This is a genomic window from Streptomyces hawaiiensis (assembly GCF_004803895.1).
GTDB classification, from domain to species: domain Bacteria; phylum Actinomycetota; class Actinomycetes; order Streptomycetales; family Streptomycetaceae; genus Streptomyces; species Streptomyces hawaiiensis.
Map to the genome: position 1 here is coordinate 4,224,615 of NZ_CP021978.1, position 24,495 is coordinate 4,249,109.

The window sequence follows — 24,495 nt, forward strand, 5'->3', positions numbered from 1 at the left end:
GCCGATCCCCGGCCACCCGCCCCTCGCGGCAACCGACTTGCGCAGCACCCCGGCTGATCAGCTAGAGTCTGGAGCACGCCGAGGGGCGAGGCCGAAAGGCCCGGCTCACGGAAACATGCGGGTGTAGTTCAGTAGTAGAACATCCCCCTTCCAGGGGGAAGGCGCAGTGTGCGATTCCTGTCACCCGCTCTGCATCGCCGTACCGGCCACTCTTGTGGATCAGGTAGGCTGGTGCCCGCACCGATCGGTGAAAGCTGGTCGGGAGCAATGCGGACGTAGCTCAGCTGGTAGAGCGCAACCTTGCCAAGGTTGAGGTCGCGAGTTCGAACCTCGTCGTCCGCTCAGGGAATGAAGGCCCCGGTCCATCAGGACCGGGGCCTTCATCGTGTTCCGCCCTCTCCTTCTGACATTTGTCATGCCGAGTGATGACAGCGCGCACTGCTCCCGGGGCTGTCGGGGCGGAACGCTGAAGGCATGGAAACCAACGGACACGATCACGTGATTGAGGTCACTGACCTGCGACGTGTGTACGGGGGCGGGTTCGAGGCGGTACGCGGAATCAGTTTCTCCGTCCGACGCGGGGAGATCTTCGCACTGCTCGGCACCAACGGCGCGGGCAAGACGTCGACCGTGGAACTCCTGGAGGGACTCGCGGAGCCGGCCGGCGGACGGGTGCGGGTCCTCGGGCACGACCCGTACACCGACCGGGCCGCCGTACGGCCCCGCACCGGCGTGATGCTCCAGGAAGGCGGCTTTCCCTCCGAGCTCACCGTCGCCGAGACCGCGCGGATGTGGGCGGGCTGCGTGAGCGGGGCCCGGCCGCCCGCGGAGGTACTGGCGCTGGTCGGCCTGGAGTCGAAGGCCGGCATCCGGGTCAAGCAGCTGTCCGGCGGCCAGCGGCGCCGCCTCGACCTGGCGCTCGCCCTGCTCGGCGATCCCGAGGTGCTCTTCCTCGACGAACCGTCCACCGGGCTGGACGCCGAAGGCCGCCGGGCCACCTGGGAGTTGGTGAGCGCGCTGCGCGACGGCGGGACGACGGTGCTGCTGACCACGCACTACCTGGAGGAGGCCGAGAACCTCGCCGACCGGCTCGCGATCATGCACGAGGGCCGTATCGCCACCACCGGGACTCCGGCCGAGGTGACCGCGGCGGAGCCGTCGCGGATCTCCTTCGAGCTGCCCGACGGCTACTTCGTCGGCGACCTTCCGCCGCTCGGCGAGCTGGGCGTCACCGGGCACGAGGCCGACGGCCGCACCCTCCGGCTCCGCACCCACGAACTGCAGCGCACGGCCACCGGGCTGCTGATGTGGGCCGCACAGGCCCGGGTCGAGCTGCGCCGCCTGGACGTGCGCTCGGCCTCCCTGGAGGAGGCGTTCCTCGGGATCGCCACGAACGTCTCCACGGAGCAGGCCACCGGCATGACGACGAAGGAGTACGCGGCATGACCGCCACGCACACGACGCCCCGCCCGGCAGCGGCGGCGACGACCCCGCTGAGCCGCATGACCGCTCTCGCCCGCGCCGAACTGACCCTGCTCGGGCGGACCAAGGGCGCGCTCTTCGCCGCGCTGTTCGTGCCGCTGATCATGCCGTTCAGCGTCCGGGCGGCGGCCGAGGACATGGACCTCGCCGAGGCGGGGCTGAGCGCCGGCACCCTGGTACTGCCCGCCGCGGTCGGCTTCTCCCTGCTGTTCGCCGTCTACTCGGTGCTCGTCGGCACGTTCGTCGTCCGGCGTGAGGAGCTCTTCCTCAAGCGGCTGCGCACCGGTGAGCTGCGGGACGTCGAGATCCTGGCCGGCTCCGCCCTGCCGGCCGTCCTCACCGGGTTGGTCCAGTGCCTGCTGCTGGCGGGGGGCTGCGTCGCGCTGCTGGACCTGTCCGCGCCGTCGGCGCCCCATCTGGCCGTCCTGGGTCTGCTGTTGGGTTTCGTGATGTGCGCCGCCCTCGCAGCGGCCACCGCGAGTTTCACCCGGACCGGCGAGAGCGCCCAGGTCACGCCCATGCCGCTGCTGATGGTCTCGATGATCGGCTCCGGCATGTTCTGGCCGCTGGAGCTGATGCCGGACCGGGTGGCCTCCGTCTGCGAGCTGCTGCCGCTGACGCCCGTCGTCACGCTGGTGCGCGGCGGCTGGACCGGGGACCTCTCCGCGTACGAGGCACTGGGCGCGCTCGCGAGCGCCATGGCCTGGATCCTCATCGGGGTGTTTGCTGTACGGCGGTGGTTCCGCTGGGAACCGCGGCGCTGACCGAAGGGGGAGTGACGGGCCGATGCGCACGCCGGGCAGGTGGTGGCGGCACAAGAGCACGCCGGAGAAGGTCGAGACGTACACGCGGTGGTCGTTCCACTTCTTCGCGGTGATGGAGTTCTTCTCCGTCGGGCTCACGTCCGTGCCTCCGCTCGGGGCGCGGCTGGGCAGTGCCGTCATGCTGGTGGTGGCCGTGCACGCCACCCTCTGCTTCGTGACCGTGTCACGGGCGATCGACTGGACACGGGGCCGCAGGCCCCAGCCCACCGCGCTGATGTGGACACTGGCCGCCGTCACCGCCACGATCGCCGCGGCGGCGATCGGCCTCGCCGAGCTCGGACCCGACGGCGAGAGCGTCGACACCGCCGCCGGTGGCGTCTTCGGAGTGATCCTGGTCTTCGGTCCCGGCATCATCGCGCTCGGCGTCCGCGACCGGCGGCGCGCGTTCGGCATCGCGGGCGGCTTCGCTGCCGGCACCTGGATCGTGGCGTTCGCGCTCGGAGCCTCCGCGCTCACGGCGCTCTTCACCGCGCTGATCGTGCTGGTCGGCGGCATGTTCATCACCTTCACGGCCGTCTTCTCGGTGTGGCTGATGAACGCCGTCTTCGAACTCGACGAAGCCCGCGAGACCCGCGCCCGGCTCGCCGTGGCCGAGGAACGGCTGAGGTTCGGGCGTGATCTGCACGACGTGATGGGGCGCAACCTCGCCGTGATCGCCCTCAAGAGCGAGCTGGCCGTGCAGCTGGCCCAGCGGGGGCGGCCGGAGGCCGTGACACAGATGGTCGAGGTGCAGCGGCTCGCGCAGGAGTCGCAGCGGGAGGTGCGGGAGGTCGTGCGCGGCTACCGGGAGGCCGACCTCGGGTCGGAACTCGCCGGTGCGCAAGGGGTGCTGTCGGCGGCCGGCATCGACTGCACCGTCGGCGGGGTGCCGGCGGCGGGGCTGCCGGCCGCGGTGCAGTCCGCCCTGGGGTGGGTGGTGCGGGAGGCCGCGACGAACGTCCTGCGGCATGGGGACACGCGGCGGTGTGCCGTGCGACTGCGGGTGCTGGAGGGACGGGTGGTGTTGTCCGTGGAGAACGACGGGGTGAGCGAGGCGGGGACGGAGTCCGGGGCCGGGCCGACCGGCTCGGGGCTCGCCGGGCTGCGGGAACGGCTGGCGGAGATCGACGGGACGCTGGAGGCCGGTCCGGCCGGGCAAGGGCTGTTCCGGCTGACGGCGGAGATTCCGCTGCCGTCGCGTTCCGCCCCTTCCGACGCCGTCCCGGCCGCCGTTGGAATGCGTTCCGTGAGTGAGGTCACTTCATGACGGCCGTGGAGCCGGTCCGGCTGCTGCTCGCCGATGACGAGCACCTCATCCGCGGGGCGCTCGCCGCGCTGCTGTCACTGGAGGACGACCTCGTCATCGTCGCCGAGGCGGCCACCGGGCCCGAGGCGATGGCGATGGCCCGGGCGCACAAGCCCGATGTCGCCGTGCTGGATCTCCAGATGCCCGGCGCCGACGGTGTGAAGGTCGCCACATCCCTACGGGCCGAACTGCCCGGATGCAAGGTGCTCATCGTCACCAGCCACGGGCGCCCTGGGCATCTGAAGCGAGCGCTGGAGGCCGGGGTGCGGGGGTTCGTGCCGAAGACGGTGAGCGCGCAGCGGCTCGCGGAGCTCATCCGTACGGTGCACGCCGGGAACCGTTACGTCGACCCGGAGTTGGCCGCCGACGCGATCGCCGCCGGGGACTCGCCGCTGACCGCGCGGGAGGCCGAGGTCCTGGAACTGGCCGCCGACGGAGCGCCCGTCGCGGAGATCGCCGAGCGGGCCGCGCTGTCGCAGGGGACCGTGCGCAACTATCTGTCGTCGGCCGTGTCGAAGCTCGGTGCGGAGAACCGGCATGCGGCGGTACGACTCGCGCGGGAGCGAGGTTGGGTATAGTGGTTCTCGCGCCACGGCGCATGCGAACGTAGCTCAGTTGGTAGAGCGCAACCTTGCCAAGGTTGAGGTCGCGAGTTCGAACCTCGTCGTTCGCTCCATCGAGAAGCCCCCCGGTTCCGGCCGGGGGGCTTCTCTGTGTCCTACGACCAGCTCGTGCCGGTCAGGCGCTCGTACGCCTCCACATACTTGGCGCGGGTGGCGTCGACGACCTGCTGGGGCAGGGCGGGCGGGGGCTGCTCGCTCCTGCGGTCCCAGCCGGACTCCGCCGAGGTCAGCCAGTCCCGGACGAACTGCTTGTCGTACGAGGGCTGCGCGCGGCCCGGCTGCCACTGGTCGGCCGGCCAGAAGCGGGAGGAGTCCGCGGTGAGGACCTCGTCCGCGAGGACCAGGCCGTCGCCGTCGAAGCCGAACTCGAACTTCGTGTCCGCGAGGATGATGCCCCGCTCCCGGGCGATGTCCCGGCCCCGGGAGTAGACGGCGAGGGTCGCCTGGCGCAGTTGGGCGGCGGTCTCCGCGCCGATCTGGCGGGCGACCTCCTCGTAGGAGACGTTCTCGTCGTGCTCGCCGACGGCCGCCTTGGTGGCCGGGGTGAAGATCGGGGCGGGCAGTTCGCTGCCGTCGACCAGACCTTCCGGCAGGGCGAGGCCGCAGACCGTGCGGGTCTCGTTGTACTCGGCGAGGCCCGAGCCGGTGAGGTAGCCGCGGGCCACGCACTCCACGGGGACCATCTGGAGCGACTTGCAGACCAGCGTGCGCCCCGCCCAGTCGGCGGGGGCGCCCGCGGGCAGTTCCGTGCTCAGGACGTGGTTCGGGACCAGGTCGGCGAGCCGGTCGAACCACCACAGGGACAGCTGCGTGAGGATCCGGCCCTTGTCGGGGATCTCGGTCGGCAGCACCCAGTCGTAGGCGGACATGCGGTCGCTGGCGACCATCACGAGGTCGCCCGCCTCGTTCCGGTACAGCTCGCGCACCTTGCCGGTGTGCAGATGCACCAGGCCCGGAACCTGGATCGGCTCGGGCTTTTCGACGAATCCGGACACGGTTCCTCCCCGTGGTTCTGTCTCAGTGGCTCGATTCTCCCGTATGCGAGCTTGATCACCGACAGCGGGTCAGTCGCGTTTGCAGATGCGGTCCAGGAGATTCGCGGTGGCGCGCTGGATGCGCGGGTCGACGTGGCCGGGGCGGTCCAGGGCCGGGGACCAGGCGAACGTTCCGGCTGCGAAGACCCAGGCGCCGGAGGGGGCGCGGTACAGGGACGTCTCCTGGTGGCGCGGGACCCCCTCCTTGTCGGTGTACGGGGAGTGGGCGAGCAGCATGCGCTCCTCGTGCTCGGGCAGCGGGGTGCGCGGGAAGTAGCGGTCGGCCTCGCCCGCCACCAGGTTCTCGATCTCGTCGCCCTCGTGCGCCCCGGTCGCCTCCCACAGCCAGTGCCCGGCGTTGCGCACGATCAGCGGGTGCGGTTCGGGGACGGGCCCGGCGTACTGGATGCCCAGGAGCTGCTGCTCCGCCCGGTCGATCTCCCGCCACAGCACCGGCTTGCCCGGGCCCCGGCGCTTTCGGCAGGTCAGCAGCCGGTCGGGGACGCCGGACGGGGAGGGGCCCAGCTCCACCTGCCAGTACATGGAGTTGGCGGAGAGGAAGACCAGCGAGGTGCCGGCGTCGCGGGCGCGCTCCACCGTGGCGCGCATGGCGGCCGACCAGTACTCGTCGTGGCCCGGGAAGACCAGTCCCCGGTAGCGGGTGGCGTCGACGCGGCCCGCGTGCAGGTCGCTGGCGTCGGCGTAGGCCACGTCGTAGCCGTAGCGCTCGGCCCAGCGGATGAAGTCGTAGGCGTGCCCGACATGGAGGGGGAGGCCGGCTCCCGCGTACGGGCGGTCGAAGGAGACCGTCGTGGCGGCCTCGGACTCGCCGAGCAGACGGCCCCTCTCGTCCCAGGCGTGGTAGAGGCTCGCGCCGGTGCGGCCGTCCTCCGGGTAGAGGTTGTACGCCTGCCAGGTCACGTCGGGCAGCACGAGCAGCAGGTCGGCGGGCTGGTCGTGCCGGACGGTGAAGGGAACGTGGGAGCGGTAGCCGTCGGCGGTGGTGAGGACCGCGACGTAGGCGCCGATGTTCCAGTACGACGGCACCTGGAGCCGCCAGGACAGCCACCAGTGGTGGCAGGAGACCGTGCGGTCTGCGGCGAGCGGTGCGGGCTGGACGATTCCGGACAGGCGCGGGCTGGTGGTGATCTTCGCGGCGCCGTCACCGCCGTAGTGGCCGATGCGGTAGATGTCGACGGCGAACTGCTGCGGCGGGTCGACGGTGATGTGGAAGTCGACGGCCTCGCCGGGCGCGACCGCGCCGGTGGAGGTGAAGCCCTTGATCTGGCGGTGGACGTCGTCGGCCGCGCGGGGGCCGCCCGAGCGGCTGCCCTTCTTCGACGGGTGGGGGGCGTCCCGGTCCACGTACCAGGGGACGACCTGGCCCGAGTCGTCGAAGTACGTCACGTTGCCGCGCAGCCAGGGGACGGGGCCCTGCCCGAAGGGATCCGTCACGGCGTGCGCCAGCGCTCCCGACTCCCAGCGGCGGATCTGCTCCGAACCCATGATGCTTCCCCTCCCCTTCGCCCCCGTGGTGGTGCCGTGCCGGTGTGGTGTGTGCGGTGTTCTGCGGTACGAGCGACGCCTTCGTGCTTATGTGCTTGTCGTATGTCGCAAGCCCTTGCCCTGCGCGCGAACGGTCCAAGCACATCACATAACGCGCGCGCTTCGTCACTGTTCGTTTCGAATTGGCCAGAACCGGAAGCGGGTGCTCCGGTGGTTCAGCCGAGACGGACCGGCTTCTCCGGGCGTATGCCGAGCTGGGAGAGCCAGACCCGCAGGGGGGTGGCGTCGCCGTCCTCGATGAGGGTGAGGACCTTGGGCGCCAGATCGGCCGTGCGCTCACCGTCGACCAGGAGGGTCGGGCCGTCCAGCCAGTCCAGGCCCGGGGTGGCGCCGGCGGTGTCCATCGCGGCGCAGCAGACCATCGCGGTGAGGTGGTCGGCGAGCAGTTCTCTGGCCGTGCGCGGGGGCTGGAGGGGGAAGAGGGGCAGGGCCCGGTCGTCCCAGAGCGCCGCGGGGTCGGACGAGAGGGACGGCGGGGCGGGCGACGGGGCCGCCGGGGAGGGGGCGGCCTCCTCACGGGCCAGTTCGGCGCTGAGCCGGGCGGCGAGGGTGGCGCTCGGGGCCGTCGCACCGGAGAGGTCCTCGTCGTCGAGGGGGTCCGGTGCGCCGGGGGTGCGGGTCGGGGCGGTGTCCGGCCCGGAGCCGGGCGGGTCTCCTGCGGGGCTGTCGGCCGCGGCGCTCTCAGCCGTCCACGCGGGACCCGTGTCCGTGAGGTGGTCGAGGACGCGGGACAGAGTCGGGGCGCCGGTGGCGGGGGCCGTGGGGCCGGTCGCGGGGCGGACGCCCATCGCGTCCAGGACGCGGTGGAGCCGGGCCGCGTCGAGACGCCACTTGCGGTCCACGACCTCTTCCGGATACTCGCTCCAGGCCACCGGCGACCAGTCGGGTCCGGGCCCGGCGGGGCCGCCGTGGAAGAGGCGGGCGGCGAGCAGGGAGGCGGCCTCGTCGACCGCGCCCGGCTCCTCCAGCAGATCGCAGGCGGGCCGCTCACCGAGCCGGGAGGCGAAGCCCTCGGCCAGGCGGTCGCGCCGGGACAGCTCCGTGAGCGCCGCGACCACACCGGCGTCCAGCCGGGACGGCCAGCGGCCCATCCGCCAGGCGGGCAGCGCGACCCGGGTCAGCAGCCGGTCCCAGCCCGCGTACGCCAGGCCCACCTGCTCCTGGGCGACGATCCGCAGCCCGTAATCCACAGCCTGTGCACGCTCCGCGGCCGCGGCCGCCACGCCCCGCTCCATCTCGCCGGCATGGCCGCGGCAACTGCGCAGCAGAAGCCGGGCGACCCAGCCGACCCCGGCGAGCACCGCCCGCGACACCGGATCCCGGCGGGGCGCCGAGGCCACGGCCACCGCGGCGTCCAGGCCCCGGACGAAGCGCCGGGCGGCTGCTATGTCCGGGTGCGCCGAGGGGCCCGTACCGGCGATGACCGGGGCGAGGACCGCGCGCAGCTCGCCGACCCGCATCCACCACAGGAACGGGGAGCCGATGACGAGGACCGGCGCGACGGGGTGCCGGCGGTGCGCCTGCTTGCCCGCTCCCGCTATGTCGTGGTGCTCCTCGGCCGGAGGCGGCCCGTGGGCCGGGTGCGTCCGGTCCTCCAGCCAGCTGTCGCAGTCCGGGGTGAGCGCTATCGCGGAGGGCGCGGGGACGTCGAGGCGGTCGGCCAGATCACGCACCATCCGGTACAGGTCGGGAGCCGCCTCCTCGGTGACCGGGACGGTCGGGCTCATGGCGGGCCGGGCCCGGGCGACGACCAGGGCGATCCCGGCGGCCGCGAGCAGTACGAGAACCGCGACCGGCGTCAGGACCCAGCGGGCCGCGTCCCAGCCGGGGCCCTCCAGGCGGTCGCCGGCGGCGCCCGCGAGCAGGATCACGGCGACGGCGGCCGGCAGCAGGGCGACGGCCAGTGCGCGGCTGCGGATCCGCAGCACGGCCAGTGCCCGTGCCCGCGCGGCCTGCGCGCCTGCTTCCACACCCATTCCGGTCACTACCGACCTCACCCCCTCCCCGTTGACCTGACGCTGCCCTTGCTCACTCCCCCACTGTGGCACCGGCCACTGACATCGCAATGCCGGTGGGCCAAGTGCCGGAACGCTTGCGCCGCACCCTAGTTGGGGCTCCGCTCCCCGTCAGCCGGATAGGGCATCGGTCACTCGATGGAATGGCTTTGGGGAGAGGTGGATGACGTACAGCGATCATCTGGCCCCCGCCTCTCGCATACTTCAGGCCCCGGATCCTGAGACGGATCCGGGGCCTGCGGGGTTCATCGGCGGCGGGGTGGTTTCCCTGCTCCGCGTGGGCCGGTTACGCGCCCGCCGCCTTCGCGGCGATGTCCGTGCGGTGCTGGGAGCCGTCGAGGCGGATGCGGCCGACGGCCGTGTAGGCGCGGTCGCGGGCCTCGGTGAGGTCCTTGCCGGTGGCCGTCACGGACAGGACGCGGCCGCCCGCGCTGACGACGGTGTCACCCTCCTGCCGGGTGCCGGCGTGCAGCACGTACGCATGCGGGGCGTCCTGGGCGGCGACCTCGTCGAGACCGGTGATGGGGTCGCCGGTGCGCGGGGTGCCGGGGTAGTTGTGCGAGGCGACGACCACGGTCACGGCCGCGTCGTCGCTCCAGCGCAGCGGTTCCAGGTGGGCGAGGTTGCCGGTGGCGGCGGCCATCAGCAGACCGGCGAGCGGCGTCTTGAGCCGGGCCAGGACGACCTGGGTTTCGGGGTCGCCGAACCGGGCGTTGAACTCGATCACGCGGACACCGCGCGAGGTGATCGCGAGACCGGCGTAGAGCAGGCCGGAGAACGGCGTGCCACGCCGCTGCATCTCGTCCACGGTCGGCTGCAGCACGGTCTGCATCACTTCGTCGACCAGCTTCGGGTCGGCCCACGGCAGCGGAGAGTACGCGCCCATGCCGCCGGTGTTGGGGCCCTCGTCGCCGTCCAGCGCGCGCTTGAAGTCCTGGGCGGGCTGGAGGGGGACGACCGTCTCGCCGTCGGTGACGGCGAACAGGGAGACCTCGGGGCCGTCGAGGTACTCCTCGATGACCACGCGCTCGCAGGCCGCCGCGTGGGCCCGGGCCGCTTCGAGATCGTCGGTGACGACGACGCCCTTGCCGGCGGCGAGCCCGTCGTCCTTCACGACGTACGGAGCGCCGAAGGCGTCGAGGGCCGTGTCGGCCTCCTTCGGTGTCGTGCAGACGTACGACCGGGCCGTGGGCACCTCGGCCGCCGCCATGACGTCCTTCGCGAAGGCCTTGGAGCCCTCGAGCTGCGCGGCCGGGCCGGACGGGCCGAACACCGGGATGCCCGCGTCGCGCACGGCGTCGGCGACACCGGCGACCAGCGGGGCCTCCGGGCCGACGACCACGAGCTCCGCGCCGAGGCGGGTGGCGAGCGCGGTGACGGCGGCGCCGTCCAGGGCGTCGACCTGGTGCAGCTCGGCGACCTCGGCGATGCCGGCGTTGCCGGGGGCGCAGTGCAGCGCGGTGACATCGGGGTCGTGGGACAGGGAGTGGCACAGGGCGTGTTCGCGGGCGCCGCTGCCGATGACGAGGACCTTCACGGGGGTCAGCCTAACGGGAGACGCCGGGTTCCCCTTGTGCGGGCTTCCGAAGGGACGGGGGAACGTGAGCTGGAGGTTCCTCCAAGAAGGGGGCGCGTCCTCCTCCGAAGGGCCCGCATTCGGAACACGGCTATTCGTTCGTGAACTCCTCGACCACCGTCGCTCCCAGCTCCCGGACGATCAGCTCTTGGCCGGAGAGGGCCGACTCGTCGAGGTCGGGGTCGTCGTCCTCGGGGATGTCCTCCTCGACGGAGACGTGCCGGGGCCGCGGGGCCGAGGGCTGGGGGACGGAGGCGGTCGGCGCGGAGGCCGGGGCGGAGGCGGAGGCGGCTGCGCGGCTGCTCGACTGCTGGGTGGGGGCGGCCGGAGGAGCCGGCTGAGACGGGGCCGGGCGCTGGGCCGTTGCCGTACCGCCTGTTGCGTTGTACCCGCCACCACCACCGGTGCTGTAGCCGCCACCGCCGCCGAAACCGGAGGGGCCGCCCGGTGCCGGGGGCGCGGAGCCGCCCGAGGGGTCGACGATCGCCTCGATCTTCCACTGGACGTTGAACTGCTCGCCCAGCGCCTGCCGCAGCACGTCCTCGCTGCCGCTACTCAGGAAGTTGTCCCGCGCGCCCGCGTTGACGAAGCCGAGCTGGAGTGTCGTGCCGTCGAAGCCGGTCACCTGGGCGTTCTGACTGAGCAGGATCCAGGTGAAGCGCCGGCGGTTCTTGACCGCCTCCAGGATGTTCGGCCAGAGCATGCGGGGGTCGACACTGCCTCCGCCCGTGGGAGCGGGGGCGGGAGGCGGGGTGGTCGGGGCCGGAGCCGGAGCCGGGGGCTGGGCCGTCGGTGGGGTGCTGGGGGCGGGGGTGCTCGTCGGCGAGGTGTTCGCCGGTGGAGTGTTCGCCGGTGGGGTGTTCGAGGCGGCCGCGCCCGGGGCGGCCGTGGGCCAGCCGCCGGGGCGACGGCCGCCGCTGCCGGCGGAGGCGGCGGTGGGCCAGGCACCGGGTGCGGGCTGGGCCTCCCGGCCGGGGGCCGGGGCTTCTGCGGGGGCTCCGGGGCTTTCGGAGGCGCCGCGGCCGCCCTGGGCGCCGGGAGCAGGGGCATGCCCCTGCGGGGTGGCCGGTGCCGACGGCGGCGCGCTCTGGGCCGCTGCCGGGGCGGGAGCAGGGGCAGGGGCAGGTGCAGGGGTGGGGGCGGGAGGAGCGGAGCCGGCCGCCGCGGCCGACGTGTGGCCGCCACCGCCGCTGCCGGCCGCAGCGCCGCCGTTGCCCGGTGCTCCGGACGCCCGGACCGCCGCACGGGCAGCGGCCGGGCCGCCGCTCGCCGGCACCGGACCGCCCGTCGGCACCGGACCGCCGCCACCCGCCTGGACCGGAGCGGCCGCCGCTCCCCCGTGGCTCTCCGGCCCGGGTACGTATCCCATGGCGGGCATGCCGGACGGGCCCGCGGAGTAGTTCACCCCGCGCTCGATCCGGTCGAGGCGGGCCATGACGGAGCGCTCGTCGCCGTAGGCGGCCGGCAGCAGGACGCGGGCGCAGATCAGCTCGAGTTGGAGGCGGGGCGAGTGGGCGCCGCGCATCTCGGTCAGGCCCTCGTTGACGAGGTCGGCGGCCCGGCTCAGCTCGGCGGGGCCGAAGGTGCCGGCCTGGGCCTGCATGCGCTCGATCACGTCGGCGGGGGCGTCGATGAGCCCCTTCTCCGCCGCGTCCGGGACGGCGGCGAGGATCACCAGGTCGCGCAGCCGCTCCAGGAGGTCGGCGACGAAGCGGCGGGGGTCGTTCCCACTCTCGATCACGTGGTCCACGACCTCGAAGGCCGCGGCTCCGTCACCGGTGGCGAAGGCCTCGACGACGGAGTCGAGGAGGGAGCCGTCGGTGTATCCGAGCAGGGCGGTGGCCATGGCGTATGTCACACCGTCCGCCGCGGCGCCGGCGAGGAGCTGGTCCATGACGGACATGGAGTCACGCACGGACCCGCCGCCCGCCCGCACGACGAGCGGGAGCACGCCGTCCTCGACCGGGATGGCCTCCTTCTGGCACACCTGTCCGAGGTACTCCCGGAGCGTGCCGGGGGGGACGAGCCGGAAGGGGTAGTGGTGGGTCCGGGACCGGATCGTCCCGATGACCTTCTCGGGCTCGGTGGTCGCGAAGATGAACTTGAGATGCTCCGGCGGCTCCTCGACGACCTTCAGCAGCGCGTTGAAGCCGGCCGACGTGACCATGTGGGCCTCGTCGATGATGTAGATCTTGTACCGGCTGCCGGCGGGCCCGAAGAAGGCCTTTTCGCGCAGGTCACGGGCGTCGTCCACACCACCGTGGGAAGCGGCGTCGATCTCGATGACGTCGATGGAACCGGGGCCGTTGCGCGCGAGGTCCTGACAGGACTGGCACTCACCGCAGGGCGTCGGCGTGGGCCCCTGCTCGCAGTTCAGGCAGCGGGCCAGGATGCGGGCGCTGGTCGTCTTGCCACAGCCGCGCGGCCCGCTGAACAGGTACGCGTGGTTGACCCGGTTGTTCCGCAGCGCCTGCTGCAACGGGTCGGTGACATGCTCCTGCCCGATGACCTCGGCGAAGGTCTCCGGGCGGTAGCGGCGGTACAGAGCGAGAGACGACACGCATACGAGGTTATAGGCGCCCACTGACATCGGGCCCCGGCGAGGAGATCCGGGTCCGGGAACGCAGACGCCCCCCACGCACCCGCCAGAGCCGACCTACCCTTGCTGCCTTCCGGCCCTGGGGGAGTTCAGTCAGATAGCGCCGCGTGAGGGGCTGCGCCAAGGTTACCTGATGTCGGGGGCGGGGAACGAGTTCGCGAGCACTCCTCTCGGTCATGTAATGTTCCTGGCGGAGGATTCGCCTAGAGGCCTAGGGCGCACGCTTGGAAAGCGTGTTGGGGGCAACCCCTCACGAGTTCGAATCTCGTATCCTCCGCCAGTGCCTCACCGGGCACGATGTCGAAGGGCCCCACCGTTCGCGGTGGGGCCCTTCTTCGGTTCCGCTCAAGAGGATTTCGCAGCGGATCGTTTCGCGCTCTTGGTTCTGCCGGCGCCCGTGCTCCTTCGGGCCGCGCCGGCCGGTGCGTTCTTCCGCTGGGGCGTCGCCCGCGTCGGTGCGGTCGGCCACTTCAGCTCGATCTCCAGCTCGATCTCGCCGTCACCGATCTCTACCTCCATCTCGCTGTGAAGGTCGTCGGGGATGCGCAGACCCAGCGTTCCGGGACCGAGTTCCAGCTCCGCGTCCCCACCTTCCCTCAGCGCGTCCGCGAGTGCCGTGAGCTGGTCTGCGGCCTCTTGGCGGGACAGCGAGCGCTTCTGCTCGAACTTGAGGTCCTTCATGGGGCCCTCCGATGTGGCGCAAAAGAGTGGATAAACACATTTTGGCGTGATGCGTGGCCTCGCGCGTCAGTCACCCGTCTCCGGACCCCAGTGCTCGGGCCCCGCTCCGCGCCAGTCGATCCACGACACGTGCGCCACGTCCGCCGGGTCGATCTCCAGGCCGGCACGGCGGAGGAACTCCGCGACGTCGGCGACGTTGTGGGCGAGCCCGAGGATCTCGCCGTCCACGCGGACGCGCCGGCCGCCCGAGGGCGACGGCGGATGCACGATCACACGAATCGGTCCGGCCATGCCTTCAGGATCGTCCGGGACGTACGGTCCCGCAGGCCGGCACGTCACCGGGGGAGCCGCCCGCTCGCGTCCCGGGCTGTCCGGGCCCGCTCTCGCAGCTCCCACCACGCCGCGGGACTAGGCCCTCGCTGCTGCCAGTAGGGGTGGAAGAACGCCTGAACCGACAGCCGGTACAGACGCCGGCGCAGCTCGGTGCGGCCGGGCCGAGCGGCGAGCTGCCGGTAGGTGGCACTCCACTCCCGTTGCGCCCGGACGAGATCGTCGGGAAACGTTCGCATGGCCGGATTCAATCATGTGTTCGATTTTTTAGGCCACTACAGCGCCTCTCTTACGTCTCGGTTCGGGCACCGGACGGGGACAGCAGCAGCGCGAGAGGCCCGAGTAGGCGCATACTGAAGCCAATGACTAAGCCTGCTGCTCATAAGCGTCACCTGCCTACCAGCCCCTTCAAGGCTCCGGTCGCGCCAGCCCCCAAGCACTTCGCCGTGGGTGACCAGGTCACCCACGACATGTACGGGCTCGGCCGGGTCATCGGCATCGAGGACGGAATCGCCGCGCTCGTCGACTTCGGTTCGGCGCAGATGCGGATCCTCAGTCCGTACGCCAAGATGACCAAGCTGTAGGACCTTCGTGCCCGGTCAGGGCACGCCTGGCCCTCCCCTGGGCCAGTAACGGAAAAGAGACCTCTCATCGAACCGACTTCGTTGTTCTCCGCCGTGGAAGGGCAAACCCGCTGTTCCAGCGCGGCGTCGCCGACTCCGGCGACCAACCCCTTCCAGGCCCCGGACTTCGGGGAGGACGAAACCTTCCCGCTCGAGGACGTGACGGAGCAGCAGCCCGCCGCGACCGGGCGTCCGGCGCGCCGCAGGGCGGCTTAGTTCCCCAGAGACCTGTCAGTTCTGGGACGCGTGATCGCCCGTGCGGTCCGACGTCGGCCAGACGTACGGCAGGTCGTCGGGTACGCCCGGAAAGAGGGTCGCGTAGGTCGTGGGGTCCTTGCGGACCAAGGCCGAGCGGTGGCTCTCATGGAAGGGGTCGTCGCCGAGCCAGGGCGGGAGTTCGCCCTCGGCGGCCAGTCGGTGCTGGTCACGGATCGGGGCGTGAGGGCGGGTCACCGCCAGGTCGGCCACGAGCGTCGCCGCGCAGGTGTCCTGATGGCCCTGTTCGCGCCAGACTCGGCAGATCTCCAAGCCGTAGCGGACCAGCGCCTCCTCGTAGCCGAGCCACATCTTCACGGCCGGGTGACGGCGCCACCCGTAGCCGGGGACGACCAGGCCGCGCAGGACCTGCAGAGCCTCGACTCGTTGTTTGCCGAGCCGTCGGCGGTCTAGGGCCAGGGCCGTGGTGCGGAAGTCGGGGTAGGGCAGAAAGGTCTGCATGCCGTTGTCGGTGATCCTCACCGTGCGTCGGTGCGCGTTCGGCGCCGGCTGAGGGCGAGGGCCAGACCGATCATGGCGATGCCCAGGACGAAGTGGAGCCAGTCGTCCGCGGTGTTCAGCGGGACGAAGTTGGCGTCGCTGTCGTGGCCGACGGACAGGCCGTACACCCACAGCACCAGGTAGACGGCGCCGCCGACCAGCAGATACGAGTACGCCCCGGCGGCCGTGCCGGCGAGGGTGAGACCGGCGAGGCCGTAGGCCAGGTGCACGAGGTTGTGCAGGATCGAGACCTGGAACAGGCCGAACAGTTCGGCGCCCGAGTCGTGGGACGCGAACTCCAGCGAGCCGTAGTCGGTGGTGATGCCGGGGATGAAGCCCAGTACGCCGACCACGAGGAAGACGAGGCCGAACAGCAGAGCGGCCTGCTGGACGGGGGTGCGGGCGGCGCGGTGGGACGCGGGTGTGGTCATGGCCGGTGGCTCCTCACGCGAGGGACAGGTTCTGTTCCGCCCAGATGGTCTTGCCCGTGGCGCTCTGGCGGGTGCCCCAGCGCTCGGTCAGCTGGGCGACGAGGAGCAGGCCGCGGCCGCCCTCGTCGTAGGTGCGGGCGCGCCGCAGGTGGGGAGCGGTGCTGCCGCCGTCGGAGACCTCGCAGATCAGGGTCGTGTCGTGGATCAGGCGCAGCTGGACGGGCGGCTCGGCGTGCCGGATGGCGTTGGTGACGAGTTCGCTGACGACCAGTTCCGTGACGAACACGGCGTCGGGAAGCCCCCACCGCTCCAGTTGCGCCACCACGTCCTTGCGGGTCTGCGCGACGGCGGACGGGTCGGCCGGCACCGCCCAGGTGGCGACCTGCCGCGCGTCGAGTGCCCGGGTACGGGCGATGAGCAGGGCCACGTCGTCGGCCGGGCGCTGCGGCAGCAGGTCGGCGAGGACCGTGTCGCACAGGGCGTCCAGCGAGGCCGCCGGGCGGGCCAGGGCCTGCCGCAGCCGGTGGACGCCGGTGTCGAGGTCCCGGTCGGGAGTCTCGATCAGGCCGTTGGTGTAGAGGGCGAGCAGGCTGCCCTCGGGGAGGACGACCTCGGTGGACTCGTACGGCAGGCCGCTCATGCCGAGCGGGGGCGCGGCGGGGAGCCCGACGAGGTCGACGGTGCCCTCGGGGCTGACCACGGCCGGCACGGGATGCCCGGCCCCGGCCAGGCAGCAGCGCCGCGTCACCGGGTCGTAGACGGCGTACAGGCAGGTGGCCCCGACGTCGCCGGAGGTCTCCGCGGAGCCGGGCGCTCTCCGCTCGTCCTCGCTCTCCTCCTCCGTATTCAGACGGGCGACCAGGTCGTCGAGGTGGGTCAGCAGCTCGTCGCAGGGCAGGTCGATGTCGGCCAGCGTGCGGACCGCCGTCCGCAGCCGCCCCATGGTCGCCGACGCGACCAGGCCGTGGCCGACCACGTCTCCGACGACCAGCGCCACCCGTGCGCCCGAGAGGGGGATGACGTCGAACCAGTCCCCGCCGACCCCGGCGTGCCCGCCCGCCGGGAGGTAGCGGGAGGCGACCTCGACGGCCGCCTGGCGGGGCAGCCGCTGCGGCAGCAGGCTGCGCTGGAGCGTGACCGCCGTGGTGCGCTCGCGGGTGTAGCGGCGGGCGTTGTCGATGCTGACCGCGGCCCGGGCGGCCAGTTCTCCGGCCAGGACCAGGTCGTCGTGCTGGAAGGTCTGCTGGTTGCGGTGCCGGACGAAGAAGGCGACGCCCAGGGTCGTGCCGCGGGCCACCAGGGGCACGGCCATCACGGAGTGGATGCCGAACGCCCGGACCCGGGCGGCCCGGGTCGGGTCACGGGCCAGCCAGGCGGCGAACGCCGGGTCGCTCGCCTGGTGCAGGGTGGGCCGTCCGGTGCGCAGGCTCTCGAAGGGCATCGAGCCCGCCGGGTAGGAGTCCACCGCCCCGGCCGCCACGGCCGACTCCGGGGCGCCCGGGGTCACCGACCGCAGCGCGGCCCGGCGCAGCAGCAGCGGCCCGTCTGCCGGAACCGCCCGCGCGGGCGGCTCGGGTACGTCGTCCAGCACGGCCAGCAGATCGACGCCGACGAAGTCGGCCAGGGCCGGGACGGTCACGTCCGCCAGTTCCTGGGCCGTGCGCGTCACGTCGAGCGTGCTGCCGATGCGCCGGCCGGCCTCCGCGATCAGCTGGAGGCGCTTGCGGGCCCAGAACTGCTCCGTCATGTCGTGCGCGGACAGGCAGACGCCCCGGATGGTGCCCTCGTGGTCGCGCAGCGCGGACATGAAGACCGACCAGGCGTGCTCATGGCTCTCGCCCGGGGCGCGCAGGTAGTTCTCCTCGTACTCCGGCTCGCCGGTGCGCAGTACCCGGGCCATGTTGCGTTCCGCCCGCAGGCCGGCGTCGTCGTCGATGATCTCGGACACGCGCAGGCCCCGCATCTCCTCCTCGGTGAGCGCCGTGGAGCGCTCCATGTCGGCGTTGGCCCGGCGCAGCCGGAGCCGGGTGTCGTAGATCGCCTGGGCGCAGCAGGGGGACTGGGCGAAGCTCCAGCTCACGAGGGACTCGTCGAGACCGGCCGGTGGCTGCCGGTCGGTCAGGGCGGAGACGATGAGCCAGGCGGGGGCATCGGCGCCGGGCGGCCTGTGGTGGGCGAGGATCCGCACCGTCAGCTTCCTGCCGTCACGGTGCCGCAGCGCGACGTCACCGTTCCAGCGAGGCAGCCCGGCGAGGGTGGGAAGACCGCCCCGCACCGGGATCGGCTCGGCCAGCAGATCCGCGGCACGGCGGCCGGTCAGCTGCCCGGCCGAGTACCCGAGGAGCCGTTCGGCGCCCGCGTTCCAGCCGGTCACGGTGCCGTGTTCGTCGAGGGTGACACGGGCCGTGAGGGAGCCGCCGACGAGGGCTTCGAGGGCTTCGGGTTCTTCTCCGGACGACCGGGTGGCCCGGCCGACGGTGACGGGCTGCTCCATGATCGGTCATCTCACTCTCGGGGGAATCAGCCGTAACCCCGGATATGTACAGATATGACCTGCTTACCCCGATTGGGGCGAGTCTCACCGTGCCGCCCGGCACGAGAAGCGGAGCCTGCCTCCACCCGGCCCGGGTAACCGCTCCCCCATGGGTCAGATCCTGGTGGGCACGTGTTCCTGGACCGACCGGGCGCTGGTCGGCAGCGGCTGGTATCCCCCGGGGCGACGGGACGCCGAGGGGCGGTTACGGCACTACGCCGAGCGGTTCCCGGTCGTCGAGGTCGACGCCTCGTACTACGCGCTGCCGAGCGAGCGGAACAGCCGGTTGTGGGCCGAGCGGACACCGGACGGGTTCGTGTTCGACGTGAAGGCGTTCTCGCTGCTCACCGGGCATCCCACCCGGCAGGCGGTGATGCCGGACGGGCTGCCGGCCGAGCACCGGGACCCGGCGGTGCTCGACGAGGTGTGGGCCCGGTTCGCGGCCGGGATCGAGCCGCTGCGGGAGGCCGGGCGGCTGGGGAGCGTGCTGTTCCAGTTCCCGCCCTGGTTCCGGCCCGGTCAGCGGGCGGAGACGTTCCTCCGGGAGTGCGCGGAGCGGACCGAAGGCCGGCAGCTCGCCGTCGAGTTCCGGCACCCCTCCTGGTGGGAGCCCGGGCAGGCCGAGGCGACCGGTGCGCTGCTCACCCGGCACGGCATGGCCGCGGTCGCGGTCGACATGACGCGGACGCTCCCCTCCTCCGTCCCGCCGGTCACTCCCGTGACCTCGCCCGGGCTCTCCGTCGTCCGGTTCCACGGCCGCAGCACCGCCTGGGGCACCGGCAGCAAGGAGGACCGGTTCCGGTACGCCTACGACGAGGACGAACTCGCCGAGTGGCTGCCCCGGGTGCGCCGGCTGGCCGAGCGGACCGAGCAGGTCCACGTCCTGTTCAACAACTGCTGCGGCGACGCCGCCGTCCGCGCCGCCGAGACCATGGCACGGCTCCTCGACGGGGACCCGCAGGCGGCGCCAGTGCGGCTGCCTAGGGCGCGATCCGCACCTGACGCTCCACCGACACCTGGTCCACGTCCGACACCCGCACGGTCGTCTTCATCGTCCAGTTCCCGGCGAGGGGCAGGTTGACGGAGTTGGTGCCCCAGTAGCCGCCCAGGTCGGTGAGTTCGGCGTCGATCGGGCCGACCTTCCGGGAGGGCAGGGTGAAGGTGATGCGGACCTCGGGGACGACGACCAGACCCGTATCGGAGCCGTAGACCACGGCCTGGACGCCGTTCTCGCCGACGCGGGCCGGGTCCAGGGTGACCTGCACGGTGCCGCGTCCGGTCACGGCTCCCGTGCCCGTGTCGAAGGGCACCGTGACCTGGGACGTGAGCGGCAGTGTGCCCGCTGGGGCCTGCCGGGCCGCCTCGGCCTGGGCGCGGCCCGGGAGGGTTCCCGTGAGCACGGTCGTGATCATCAGCACCACGGCGGCGACGGCGACTTCCACGAGGACGGAGCGGCGCAGGAGGCGGCGCCGGTCGTCCCGGTCGGCGTCGGACGCGGGAGGCTCCTCCGCCGGTTCGCCGGGCCCCTCCGGTTCCTCGGGCTCCTCGCGTCCCGCGTGCTCCGCCGGGGCGCCGGCCGGCTGCGGGACCCGTGCCGGTACGGCCGTCCGGGTGACAGACGCCGGCGCCGCGATCCGCGCCGTCCAGCGCCGCGAGTACCCGGCCACCAGCAACAGCACGAAGACGCCGGCCAGTTTGGCGAGCAGCAGACGGCCGTACGACGTGCCGGTCAGTGCGGAGAGGGAGCCGAGGCCGCGCCAGGACTGGTAGACGCCCGTGACGGCCAGGACGGTCACCGAGGCGAAGGCGATCCGCGAGAAGCGGGGCACGACCTCCCCCAGGTCCTCCCCGGACGAGCGGCGCAGGTTCAGCAGCAGCGCCACGAGGCCGCCGAGCCAGACGCCGGTCGCCAGCAGGTGCAGTACGGACGACGTCATCGCCAGCGGCACCTGGATCCCGGCGGAGGCGTGCTCCGCCGCCGCCCAGGTCAGGGCCAAGGCGGCGGCCAGGGCCGTGCCGATCGCCAGGGTGACGGGCCGCTCCCTGGTGTCGCGGCGCCTGGACAGCCGTATCAGGAAGGCGGCGGTCAGCAGCAGGACGGCCAGGCGGGCGAGCAGGGCCAGGCCCGGGCGGCCGGTCAGGGTGCGGCCGAGGGCGGAGGTGTCGAAGGCCGCGGCCGGGCCCGCGCCCGTCTCGTACGGGGCGCGCAGCAGGAGCAGGACGGCCGTCGACCCCAGCAGCGTCCACCAGGCCGCCACCAGCGGCCGGCGCAGGGGGGAGGTGTGCGCGGGCCGGCACAGCAGCGCGAACGCCGCCGTGCCGACGAGCAGCGCGGCGGCGAGGTAGGCGAGGTAGCGGGCGGCGTCGTAGAGGCCACGGGTGAGCGGGTCCTCGGCCGGGCCCGTGTCGACCTGGGCCGTGGTCGCGGAGCGTTTCCCCACGGAGAAGGTGAACGCGCCGGAGACGGGGTGGCTGTCGGCGGAGACGACCCGCCAGGCCACGGTGTACGTCCCCTGGGCGAGCTTGCCGGGCAGGCCGATCCGGGCCGTCTCGGAGCGGCCGTCGGCGTGCGTGGCCTCACCGGTGTGGACCCGGCGCTGGTCGGGGCCGAAGACCCGGAAGGAGTCGTCGAGCAGTCCTACGGACTCGGTGAAGGTCAGGGTGACGTGGCGGGGGGCCTGCTGGACGACGGATCCGTCGTCGGGGTCGGTACCGCGGAGCGCGGCGTGGGCTGAGGCGGGGGTTGCGCCGAAGAGGAGCAGGACCAGCACGGTGCCCAGCAGCACCAGGGCTTGGAACCGCCGGGGATGTCCGACATTGCGATCCTTGTTCCGCCGTTGGTCCACGTGGTTCTCCGGGGTCGGGCTGGACGGCTCCGGGTTATGTACGGACGGGATCGGTGTAGCGCTCAACGGGGTGGGGGTGTGACTAGGGAGTAGGCCGGCAGAGCCCGGGGATCTTGTCCGCCTCTGTCGGGAAGCGGGCCGTCAGCTCTGCCCCGTCGCCGTGCTCGTAGCCCTCGAACGTGAAGCCCGGGGCCATGGTGCAGCCGAACAGAGTCCATGCGCCGCCCGCTCCCACCCTGCCGCCCATCCACGTGCCCGCCGGGACCGTGAACTGGACGTGCTGGCCGTGGAGGATGTCCGGCCCGAGCACCACCGTCCCCGTGCTGCCGTCCGGGGCGAGGAGCAGGAGCTCCAGGGGGTCGCCCCGGTAGAAGTGCCAGATCTCGTCCGTCGGCAGGCGGTGGAGGGCGGAGAAGTCGTCGGCCGTCAGGAGCGCGACGATCGCCGTGCCCTCCGGCCTGCCGTCGGGGCGTTCGGGGCCGGCCCAGCTCTGGCGGAACAGGCCGCCCTCGCGCGGGATCGGCTCGAGTCCGTAGTGGGCGATGAGGTCCTCTGGCGTCACCCGGGGAACAGTATCTCCCGGTCGAGGAAAGCGAGCTGGGCCTTCTTCTCCGGCAGGTACACGTCCGGGAGGTCGATCTCCGGCAGGACCACCACCGGCCCGGGAGCGAAGCCCAGGCTGAGGAAACGGGCGACCGCCTTCTCGTTGCGCACGTCCGGGTCGACCACGACCCGCCGGCGGTCCAGGCCGAGCAGGACGTACGCGGCGATGGCGGCCACCAGCCGGGCCGTCCACCCCGGTTGTCCGCCGCCCGGGCCGGCGGGGGCGAGGAGCAGGTGGACGCCGATGTCGCCGGGGCGGACGTCGTAGCACTCGCTGACCCGGTCGGCCTCCGGCTCGTAGGTCTGCAGGAGCGCGACCGGCTCGCCGTCCCGGAGGACGAGGTGGGCGTGGTGGGTGTCGAGCGTGGCCATGTGGGCGTAGATCCCGGCGACCTGTCCCTCGGTCAGCTCGGTCATGCCCCAGAAGGCGGCCCGGTCCTCGCCGACCCAGCGATGGATCACGGCGGCATCCGCCCCGGGGTCCAGCGGCAGCACGCGGACGGTGCCGAAGCCGTCGACCACCTGCTCGTGGACGAGCGTGCGGGAGGCGTACGGGTCGTCAGACATCGGTTTCCTTCTCCAGCCGGGTCCAGTCGGTGACGACCGGGACGAGATCTCCCGCGAGCCACAGGGGGAGCTGGTCGCGGTGGTGGGGCGAACCGGGGACGCCCGAGGCGCCGAGCGGGACCACCCAGCGGCTGTCCTCGCGCCGGGCCAGGTCCCAGACGTACCGGGCGGCCGGGCCCCGGGTGGCACGGTCGGTGAGGCCCGGCACGCCCGAGGTGCACAGCACGCAGTCGTGGTCGCCGGACAGGCCCGGTTCGTCGTACGGCTGCTCCGGCTCCAGCGCCCGCCAGGGGGCGAGGCGGTGGGTGTCGCCCCAGAGGCCGGCCGGCGGACGCAGGGCCACTTCCTCGATCGCCGCGCGGACGGCCGCCGGGCGGTCGATTCCGTACAGCTCCCCGGCCCGCAGCAGGTGTTCGAGGGCGAAGCCGACCCGGGGGACGAGGGCGAGCCAGGGCTGGAAGACGTCCGGGTACGCCGGTGGCGTGGTGAGGCCGGCGAACGCCGGGTGCGCCGCGAGCCGTCGTACGACCGCTCCGCGCACGGCCGCGTACAGGGCCGCGTCGGCGCTGCCGGCGTCCATGCGGCGGTCCCAGCCGAGGAGGCGGTCCCTCAGGGCGGCGGCCTCGGGGGTGAGGCCGTCGAGGGCGTCGAGGTGGTCCAGGAGGGGGGACGCGGAGGCCAGGTGGGTGTCCGTGTGGATCGCGGGCATGCCGGCGGCGGACCAGCGCTCCCGGCCCGCGAGCAGCGCGGCGATGCGGTCGGCGCGGTGCGGCGGGGCGAACTCGACGCCGAGGGGTCCGGACGGTCCGCGCTGGTTGGCCATGACGGCGACGCCGTCGATGAGCCCGGCGCGCGGCGACACGTGCCAGCCCCGCCATGCGTGGCCGGGCTCCCAGGCGGGCACCACCCGGAGGGAGTTGGTTTCGGCGCGCCGCGGCACCCGCCCGGCCACGCGGTGCAGGACACCGCCCTCGGTGTCGGCGGCCTGGACGACGTTGACCGGCTCGGCCCAGCGGTCGAAGGCCCGGTCCACGTCGGCGACCCGGCGAGCCCGCAGCAGCGGCAGCAGGGCGCCGAAGCCGAGGTCGCCGGTGACGCGGGGCGGGTAGCGCAGGCTGATCGCCACGGGCACGCCTGAGGGATCGGCCGGGTCTGCCGGGTCGCCGTCGAGACCCTCGGGCCCGCCGATGATCACCGGGCCCCGGCCGGTCTCGATCACCTCGACCTCGACCGGGTCCTCGCCCGCCACCTCGACGGTCTCGGTGTGCCGGGCCGCCCGCCGCCAGACCCCGTCGGGGCCGAGGGCCTCCACCCCGGCGCCGGTGCGCCGCAGCCGCTCCCGGTAGAGGTCCTGGTAGTCGGCCATGGCGTTGGTGATGGCCCAGGCGACCGTGCCGGTGTGCCCGAAGTGGGCGATGCCGGGGACACCGGGGACGGCCAGGCCCACGACGTCGAACTCCGGGCAGGACAGGTGGATCTGCTGGTAGACGCCCGGGTCCTCGATCCAGCGGTGCGGGTCGCCGGCGATGACAGCCTGCCCGGTGACGGTCCGCTCGCCGCTCACCAGCCAGCCGTTGCTGCCGGAGGTGCCGGGGCCGTCGGTGGCGAAGAGGCCGATGGCGTCCGCGTCCAGGTGGGCGGCGACCTGCTCGCGCCAGAGCTTGGCCGGGAACCCGGCGAAGAGGATGTGGGTGGCGAGCCAGACGCCGAGAGGGGTCCAGGGTTCCCAGCGGCCCGGCGTGAGACCGGTACGGGCGAATGCGGGGGCGGTGCCGTCGGCGAGCCCCGCGTTGACCCCGTCGACGTACGCGCGCACCCACCGCGCCGTCTCGGGTTCCCGTCTCTCCAGGTCCGCGAAACAGCGTCTCGCGGTGTCGTCGAGCCGGGCCCGTCTCGCGAACCGGTCCCAGGCCAGGGCGCTCTCGCCGAGGAAGGACGCGGAGGTGCCCTGCGCCCGGTGGCGCTCGACCTCCAACTGCCAGGCCCGGTCCCGGGCGGTGACGAGGCCCTGCGCGTGGGCGAGTTCGGCCGCGCTGCCCGCGCGCAGATGCGGAATGCCCCAGGCGTCACGGTAGATCTCGGTGGCCACGCTGTGCCCCTTCTTCCTTTAGGTTAGGCTTG

Annotated in this window: 20 protein-coding genes, 4 tRNA genes and 1 other RNA gene; 10 read left to right on the forward strand and 15 right to left on the reverse strand. The window is 73.0% G+C overall.

Annotation, left to right across the window (positions count from 1 at the left end; genetic code table 11):
* The first annotated feature begins 117 nt into the window (after nucleotides 1-117).
* From CEB94_RS19420 to CEB94_RS19450, 7 genes are all read left to right on the forward strand, one after another.
* Nucleotides 118-189: transfer RNA gene (locus tag CEB94_RS19420), tRNA-Gly, on the forward strand.
* Nucleotides 190-269: 80 nt separating this feature from the next.
* Nucleotides 270-342, forward strand: a tRNA-Gly gene (locus CEB94_RS19425).
* A gap of 132 nt (nucleotides 343-474) precedes the next feature.
* Nucleotides 475-1,446 (forward strand): ABC transporter ATP-binding protein, encoded by a 972-nt coding sequence (locus tag CEB94_RS19430; RefSeq protein ID WP_175433442.1) that lies wholly within the window; start codon nucleotides 475-477, stop codon nucleotides 1,444-1,446.
* The gene (locus tag CEB94_RS19435) at nucleotides 1,443-2,246 is read left to right on the forward strand and encodes an ABC transporter permease (protein WP_175433443.1); all 804 of its coding nucleotides are present in this window, start codon (nucleotides 1,443-1,445) and stop codon (nucleotides 2,244-2,246) included. Before CEB94_RS19430 ends, CEB94_RS19435 begins: the two co-directional genes overlap by 4 nt.
* 22 nt (nucleotides 2,247-2,268) lie before the next feature.
* Complete coding sequence (locus CEB94_RS19440) at nucleotides 2,269-3,552, forward strand: sensor histidine kinase (protein WP_175433444.1); 1,284 nt, start codon at nucleotides 2,269-2,271, stop codon at nucleotides 3,550-3,552.
* Nucleotides 3,549-4,169 carry a response regulator transcription factor gene (locus CEB94_RS19445; RefSeq protein ID WP_175433445.1) on the forward strand — a complete coding sequence of 207 codons (621 nt, stop codon included), beginning with the start codon at nucleotides 3,549-3,551 and terminating at the stop codon, nucleotides 4,167-4,169. The genes CEB94_RS19440 and CEB94_RS19445 overlap by 4 nt, the downstream gene beginning before the upstream one ends.
* Before the next feature lie 22 nt (nucleotides 4,170-4,191).
* Nucleotides 4,192-4,267: transfer RNA gene (locus tag CEB94_RS19450), tRNA-Gly, on the forward strand.
* 42 nt (nucleotides 4,268-4,309) lie between these two features.
* On the opposite strand, the gene CEB94_RS19455 is transcribed toward CEB94_RS19450, so the two are convergent.
* The 6 genes from CEB94_RS19455 to ffs all read right to left on the reverse strand — a co-directional run bounded on the left by CEB94_RS19455 (nucleotide 4,310) and on the right by ffs (nucleotide 13,123).
* Nucleotides 4,310-5,209, reverse strand: coding sequence for a phosphoribosylaminoimidazolesuccinocarboxamide synthase (locus CEB94_RS19455; RefSeq protein WP_175433446.1), 900 nt, complete (start codon nucleotides 5,207-5,209; stop codon nucleotides 4,310-4,312).
* A gap of 69 nt (nucleotides 5,210-5,278) precedes the next feature.
* Nucleotides 5,279-6,754 carry a N,N-dimethylformamidase beta subunit family domain-containing protein gene (locus CEB94_RS19460; protein WP_175433447.1) on the reverse strand — a complete coding sequence of 492 codons (1,476 nt, stop codon included), beginning with the start codon at nucleotides 6,752-6,754 and terminating at the stop codon, nucleotides 5,279-5,281.
* Nucleotides 6,755-6,969: 215 nt separating this feature from the next.
* Nucleotides 6,970-8,790 carry a hypothetical protein gene (locus CEB94_RS19465; protein WP_175433448.1) on the reverse strand — a complete coding sequence of 607 codons (1,821 nt, stop codon included), beginning with the start codon at nucleotides 8,788-8,790 and terminating at the stop codon, nucleotides 6,970-6,972.
* A 325-nt stretch (nucleotides 8,791-9,115) separates the two neighbouring features.
* A complete protein-coding gene (purD, locus tag CEB94_RS19470) occupies nucleotides 9,116-10,366 on the reverse strand; it encodes a phosphoribosylamine--glycine ligase (RefSeq protein WP_175433449.1) in 1,251 nt (416 codons plus the stop codon).
* A gap of 130 nt (nucleotides 10,367-10,496) precedes the next feature.
* Nucleotides 10,497-12,965, reverse strand: a complete 2,469-nt coding sequence (locus CEB94_RS19475) for a DNA polymerase III subunit gamma and tau (protein ID WP_175433450.1) — start codon at nucleotides 12,963-12,965, stop codon at nucleotides 10,497-10,499.
* Between the two features lie 63 nt (nucleotides 12,966-13,028).
* Nucleotides 13,029-13,123, reverse strand: an RNA gene (gene ffs / locus CEB94_RS19480) — signal recognition particle sRNA small type.
* A gap of 73 nt (nucleotides 13,124-13,196) precedes the next feature.
* On the opposite strand from ffs, the gene CEB94_RS19485 reads away from it, so the two are divergent.
* A tRNA-Ser gene (locus CEB94_RS19485) sits at nucleotides 13,197-13,284 on the forward strand.
* Between the two features lie 65 nt (nucleotides 13,285-13,349).
* Here CEB94_RS19485 and CEB94_RS19490 read toward each other — a convergent pair.
* Both CEB94_RS19490 and CEB94_RS19495 read right to left on the reverse strand, forming a co-directional pair.
* Nucleotides 13,350-13,685: an amphi-Trp domain-containing protein gene (locus CEB94_RS19490; protein ID WP_175433451.1), complete on the reverse strand. Its 336-nt coding sequence runs from the start codon at nucleotides 13,683-13,685 to the stop codon at nucleotides 13,350-13,352.
* Nucleotides 13,686-13,751: 66 nt separating this feature from the next.
* Entirely contained in the window at nucleotides 13,752-13,976 is a 225-nt protein-coding gene (locus CEB94_RS19495; RefSeq protein WP_175433452.1) for a hypothetical protein, read from the reverse strand.
* A 401-nt stretch (nucleotides 13,977-14,377) separates the two neighbouring features.
* On the opposite strand from CEB94_RS19495, the gene CEB94_RS19500 reads away from it, so the two are divergent.
* Nucleotides 14,378-14,599, forward strand: coding sequence for a hypothetical protein (locus CEB94_RS19500; RefSeq protein WP_102910292.1), 222 nt, complete (start codon nucleotides 14,378-14,380; stop codon nucleotides 14,597-14,599).
* A 270-nt stretch (nucleotides 14,600-14,869) separates the two neighbouring features.
* Here the strand turns inward: CEB94_RS19500 and CEB94_RS19505 are convergent, their stop codons facing one another.
* From CEB94_RS19505 to CEB94_RS19515, 3 genes are read right to left on the reverse strand one after another with little or no spacing between them, the layout of a single operon-like run.
* Nucleotides 14,870-15,355: an MSMEG_6728 family protein gene (locus tag CEB94_RS19505; protein ID WP_175437068.1), complete on the reverse strand. Its 486-nt coding sequence runs from the start codon at nucleotides 15,353-15,355 to the stop codon at nucleotides 14,870-14,872.
* 17 nt (nucleotides 15,356-15,372) lie between these two features.
* Nucleotides 15,373-15,825 (reverse strand): DUF4383 domain-containing protein, encoded by a 453-nt coding sequence (locus CEB94_RS19510; RefSeq protein ID WP_175433453.1) that lies wholly within the window; start codon nucleotides 15,823-15,825, stop codon nucleotides 15,373-15,375.
* Nucleotides 15,826-15,838: 13 nt separating this feature from the next.
* Nucleotides 15,839-18,319 carry a SpoIIE family protein phosphatase gene (locus CEB94_RS19515; RefSeq protein ID WP_175433454.1) on the reverse strand — a complete coding sequence of 827 codons (2,481 nt, stop codon included), beginning with the start codon at nucleotides 18,317-18,319 and terminating at the stop codon, nucleotides 15,839-15,841.
* A gap of 148 nt (nucleotides 18,320-18,467) precedes the next feature.
* Between CEB94_RS19515 and CEB94_RS19520 the strand changes: the two genes are divergently transcribed.
* Complete coding sequence (locus CEB94_RS19520; RefSeq protein ID WP_175433455.1) at nucleotides 18,468-19,439, forward strand: DUF72 domain-containing protein; 972 nt, start codon at nucleotides 18,468-18,470, stop codon at nucleotides 19,437-19,439.
* On the opposite strand, the gene CEB94_RS19525 is transcribed toward CEB94_RS19520, so the two are convergent.
* From CEB94_RS19525 to CEB94_RS19540, 4 genes are all read right to left on the reverse strand, one after another.
* Nucleotides 19,339-21,144 (reverse strand): copper resistance CopC/CopD family protein, encoded by a 1,806-nt coding sequence (locus CEB94_RS19525; RefSeq protein WP_175437069.1) that lies wholly within the window; start codon nucleotides 21,142-21,144, stop codon nucleotides 19,339-19,341. The genes CEB94_RS19520 and CEB94_RS19525 overlap by 101 nt on opposite strands.
* Before the next feature lie 142 nt (nucleotides 21,145-21,286).
* On the reverse strand, nucleotides 21,287-21,766 hold the full coding sequence (locus CEB94_RS19530; RefSeq protein WP_175433456.1) for a cupin domain-containing protein: 480 nt from the start codon (nucleotides 21,764-21,766) through the stop codon (nucleotides 21,287-21,289).
* Nucleotides 21,763-22,374: a GNAT family N-acetyltransferase gene (locus CEB94_RS19535; protein WP_175433457.1), complete on the reverse strand. Its 612-nt coding sequence runs from the start codon at nucleotides 22,372-22,374 to the stop codon at nucleotides 21,763-21,765. Before CEB94_RS19535 ends, CEB94_RS19530 begins: the two co-directional genes overlap by 4 nt.
* Entirely contained in the window at nucleotides 22,367-24,463 is a 2,097-nt protein-coding gene (locus CEB94_RS19540) for a penicillin acylase family protein (protein ID WP_175433458.1), read from the reverse strand. Before CEB94_RS19540 ends, CEB94_RS19535 begins: the two co-directional genes overlap by 8 nt.
* Nucleotides 24,464-24,495: the final 32 nt, after the last annotated feature.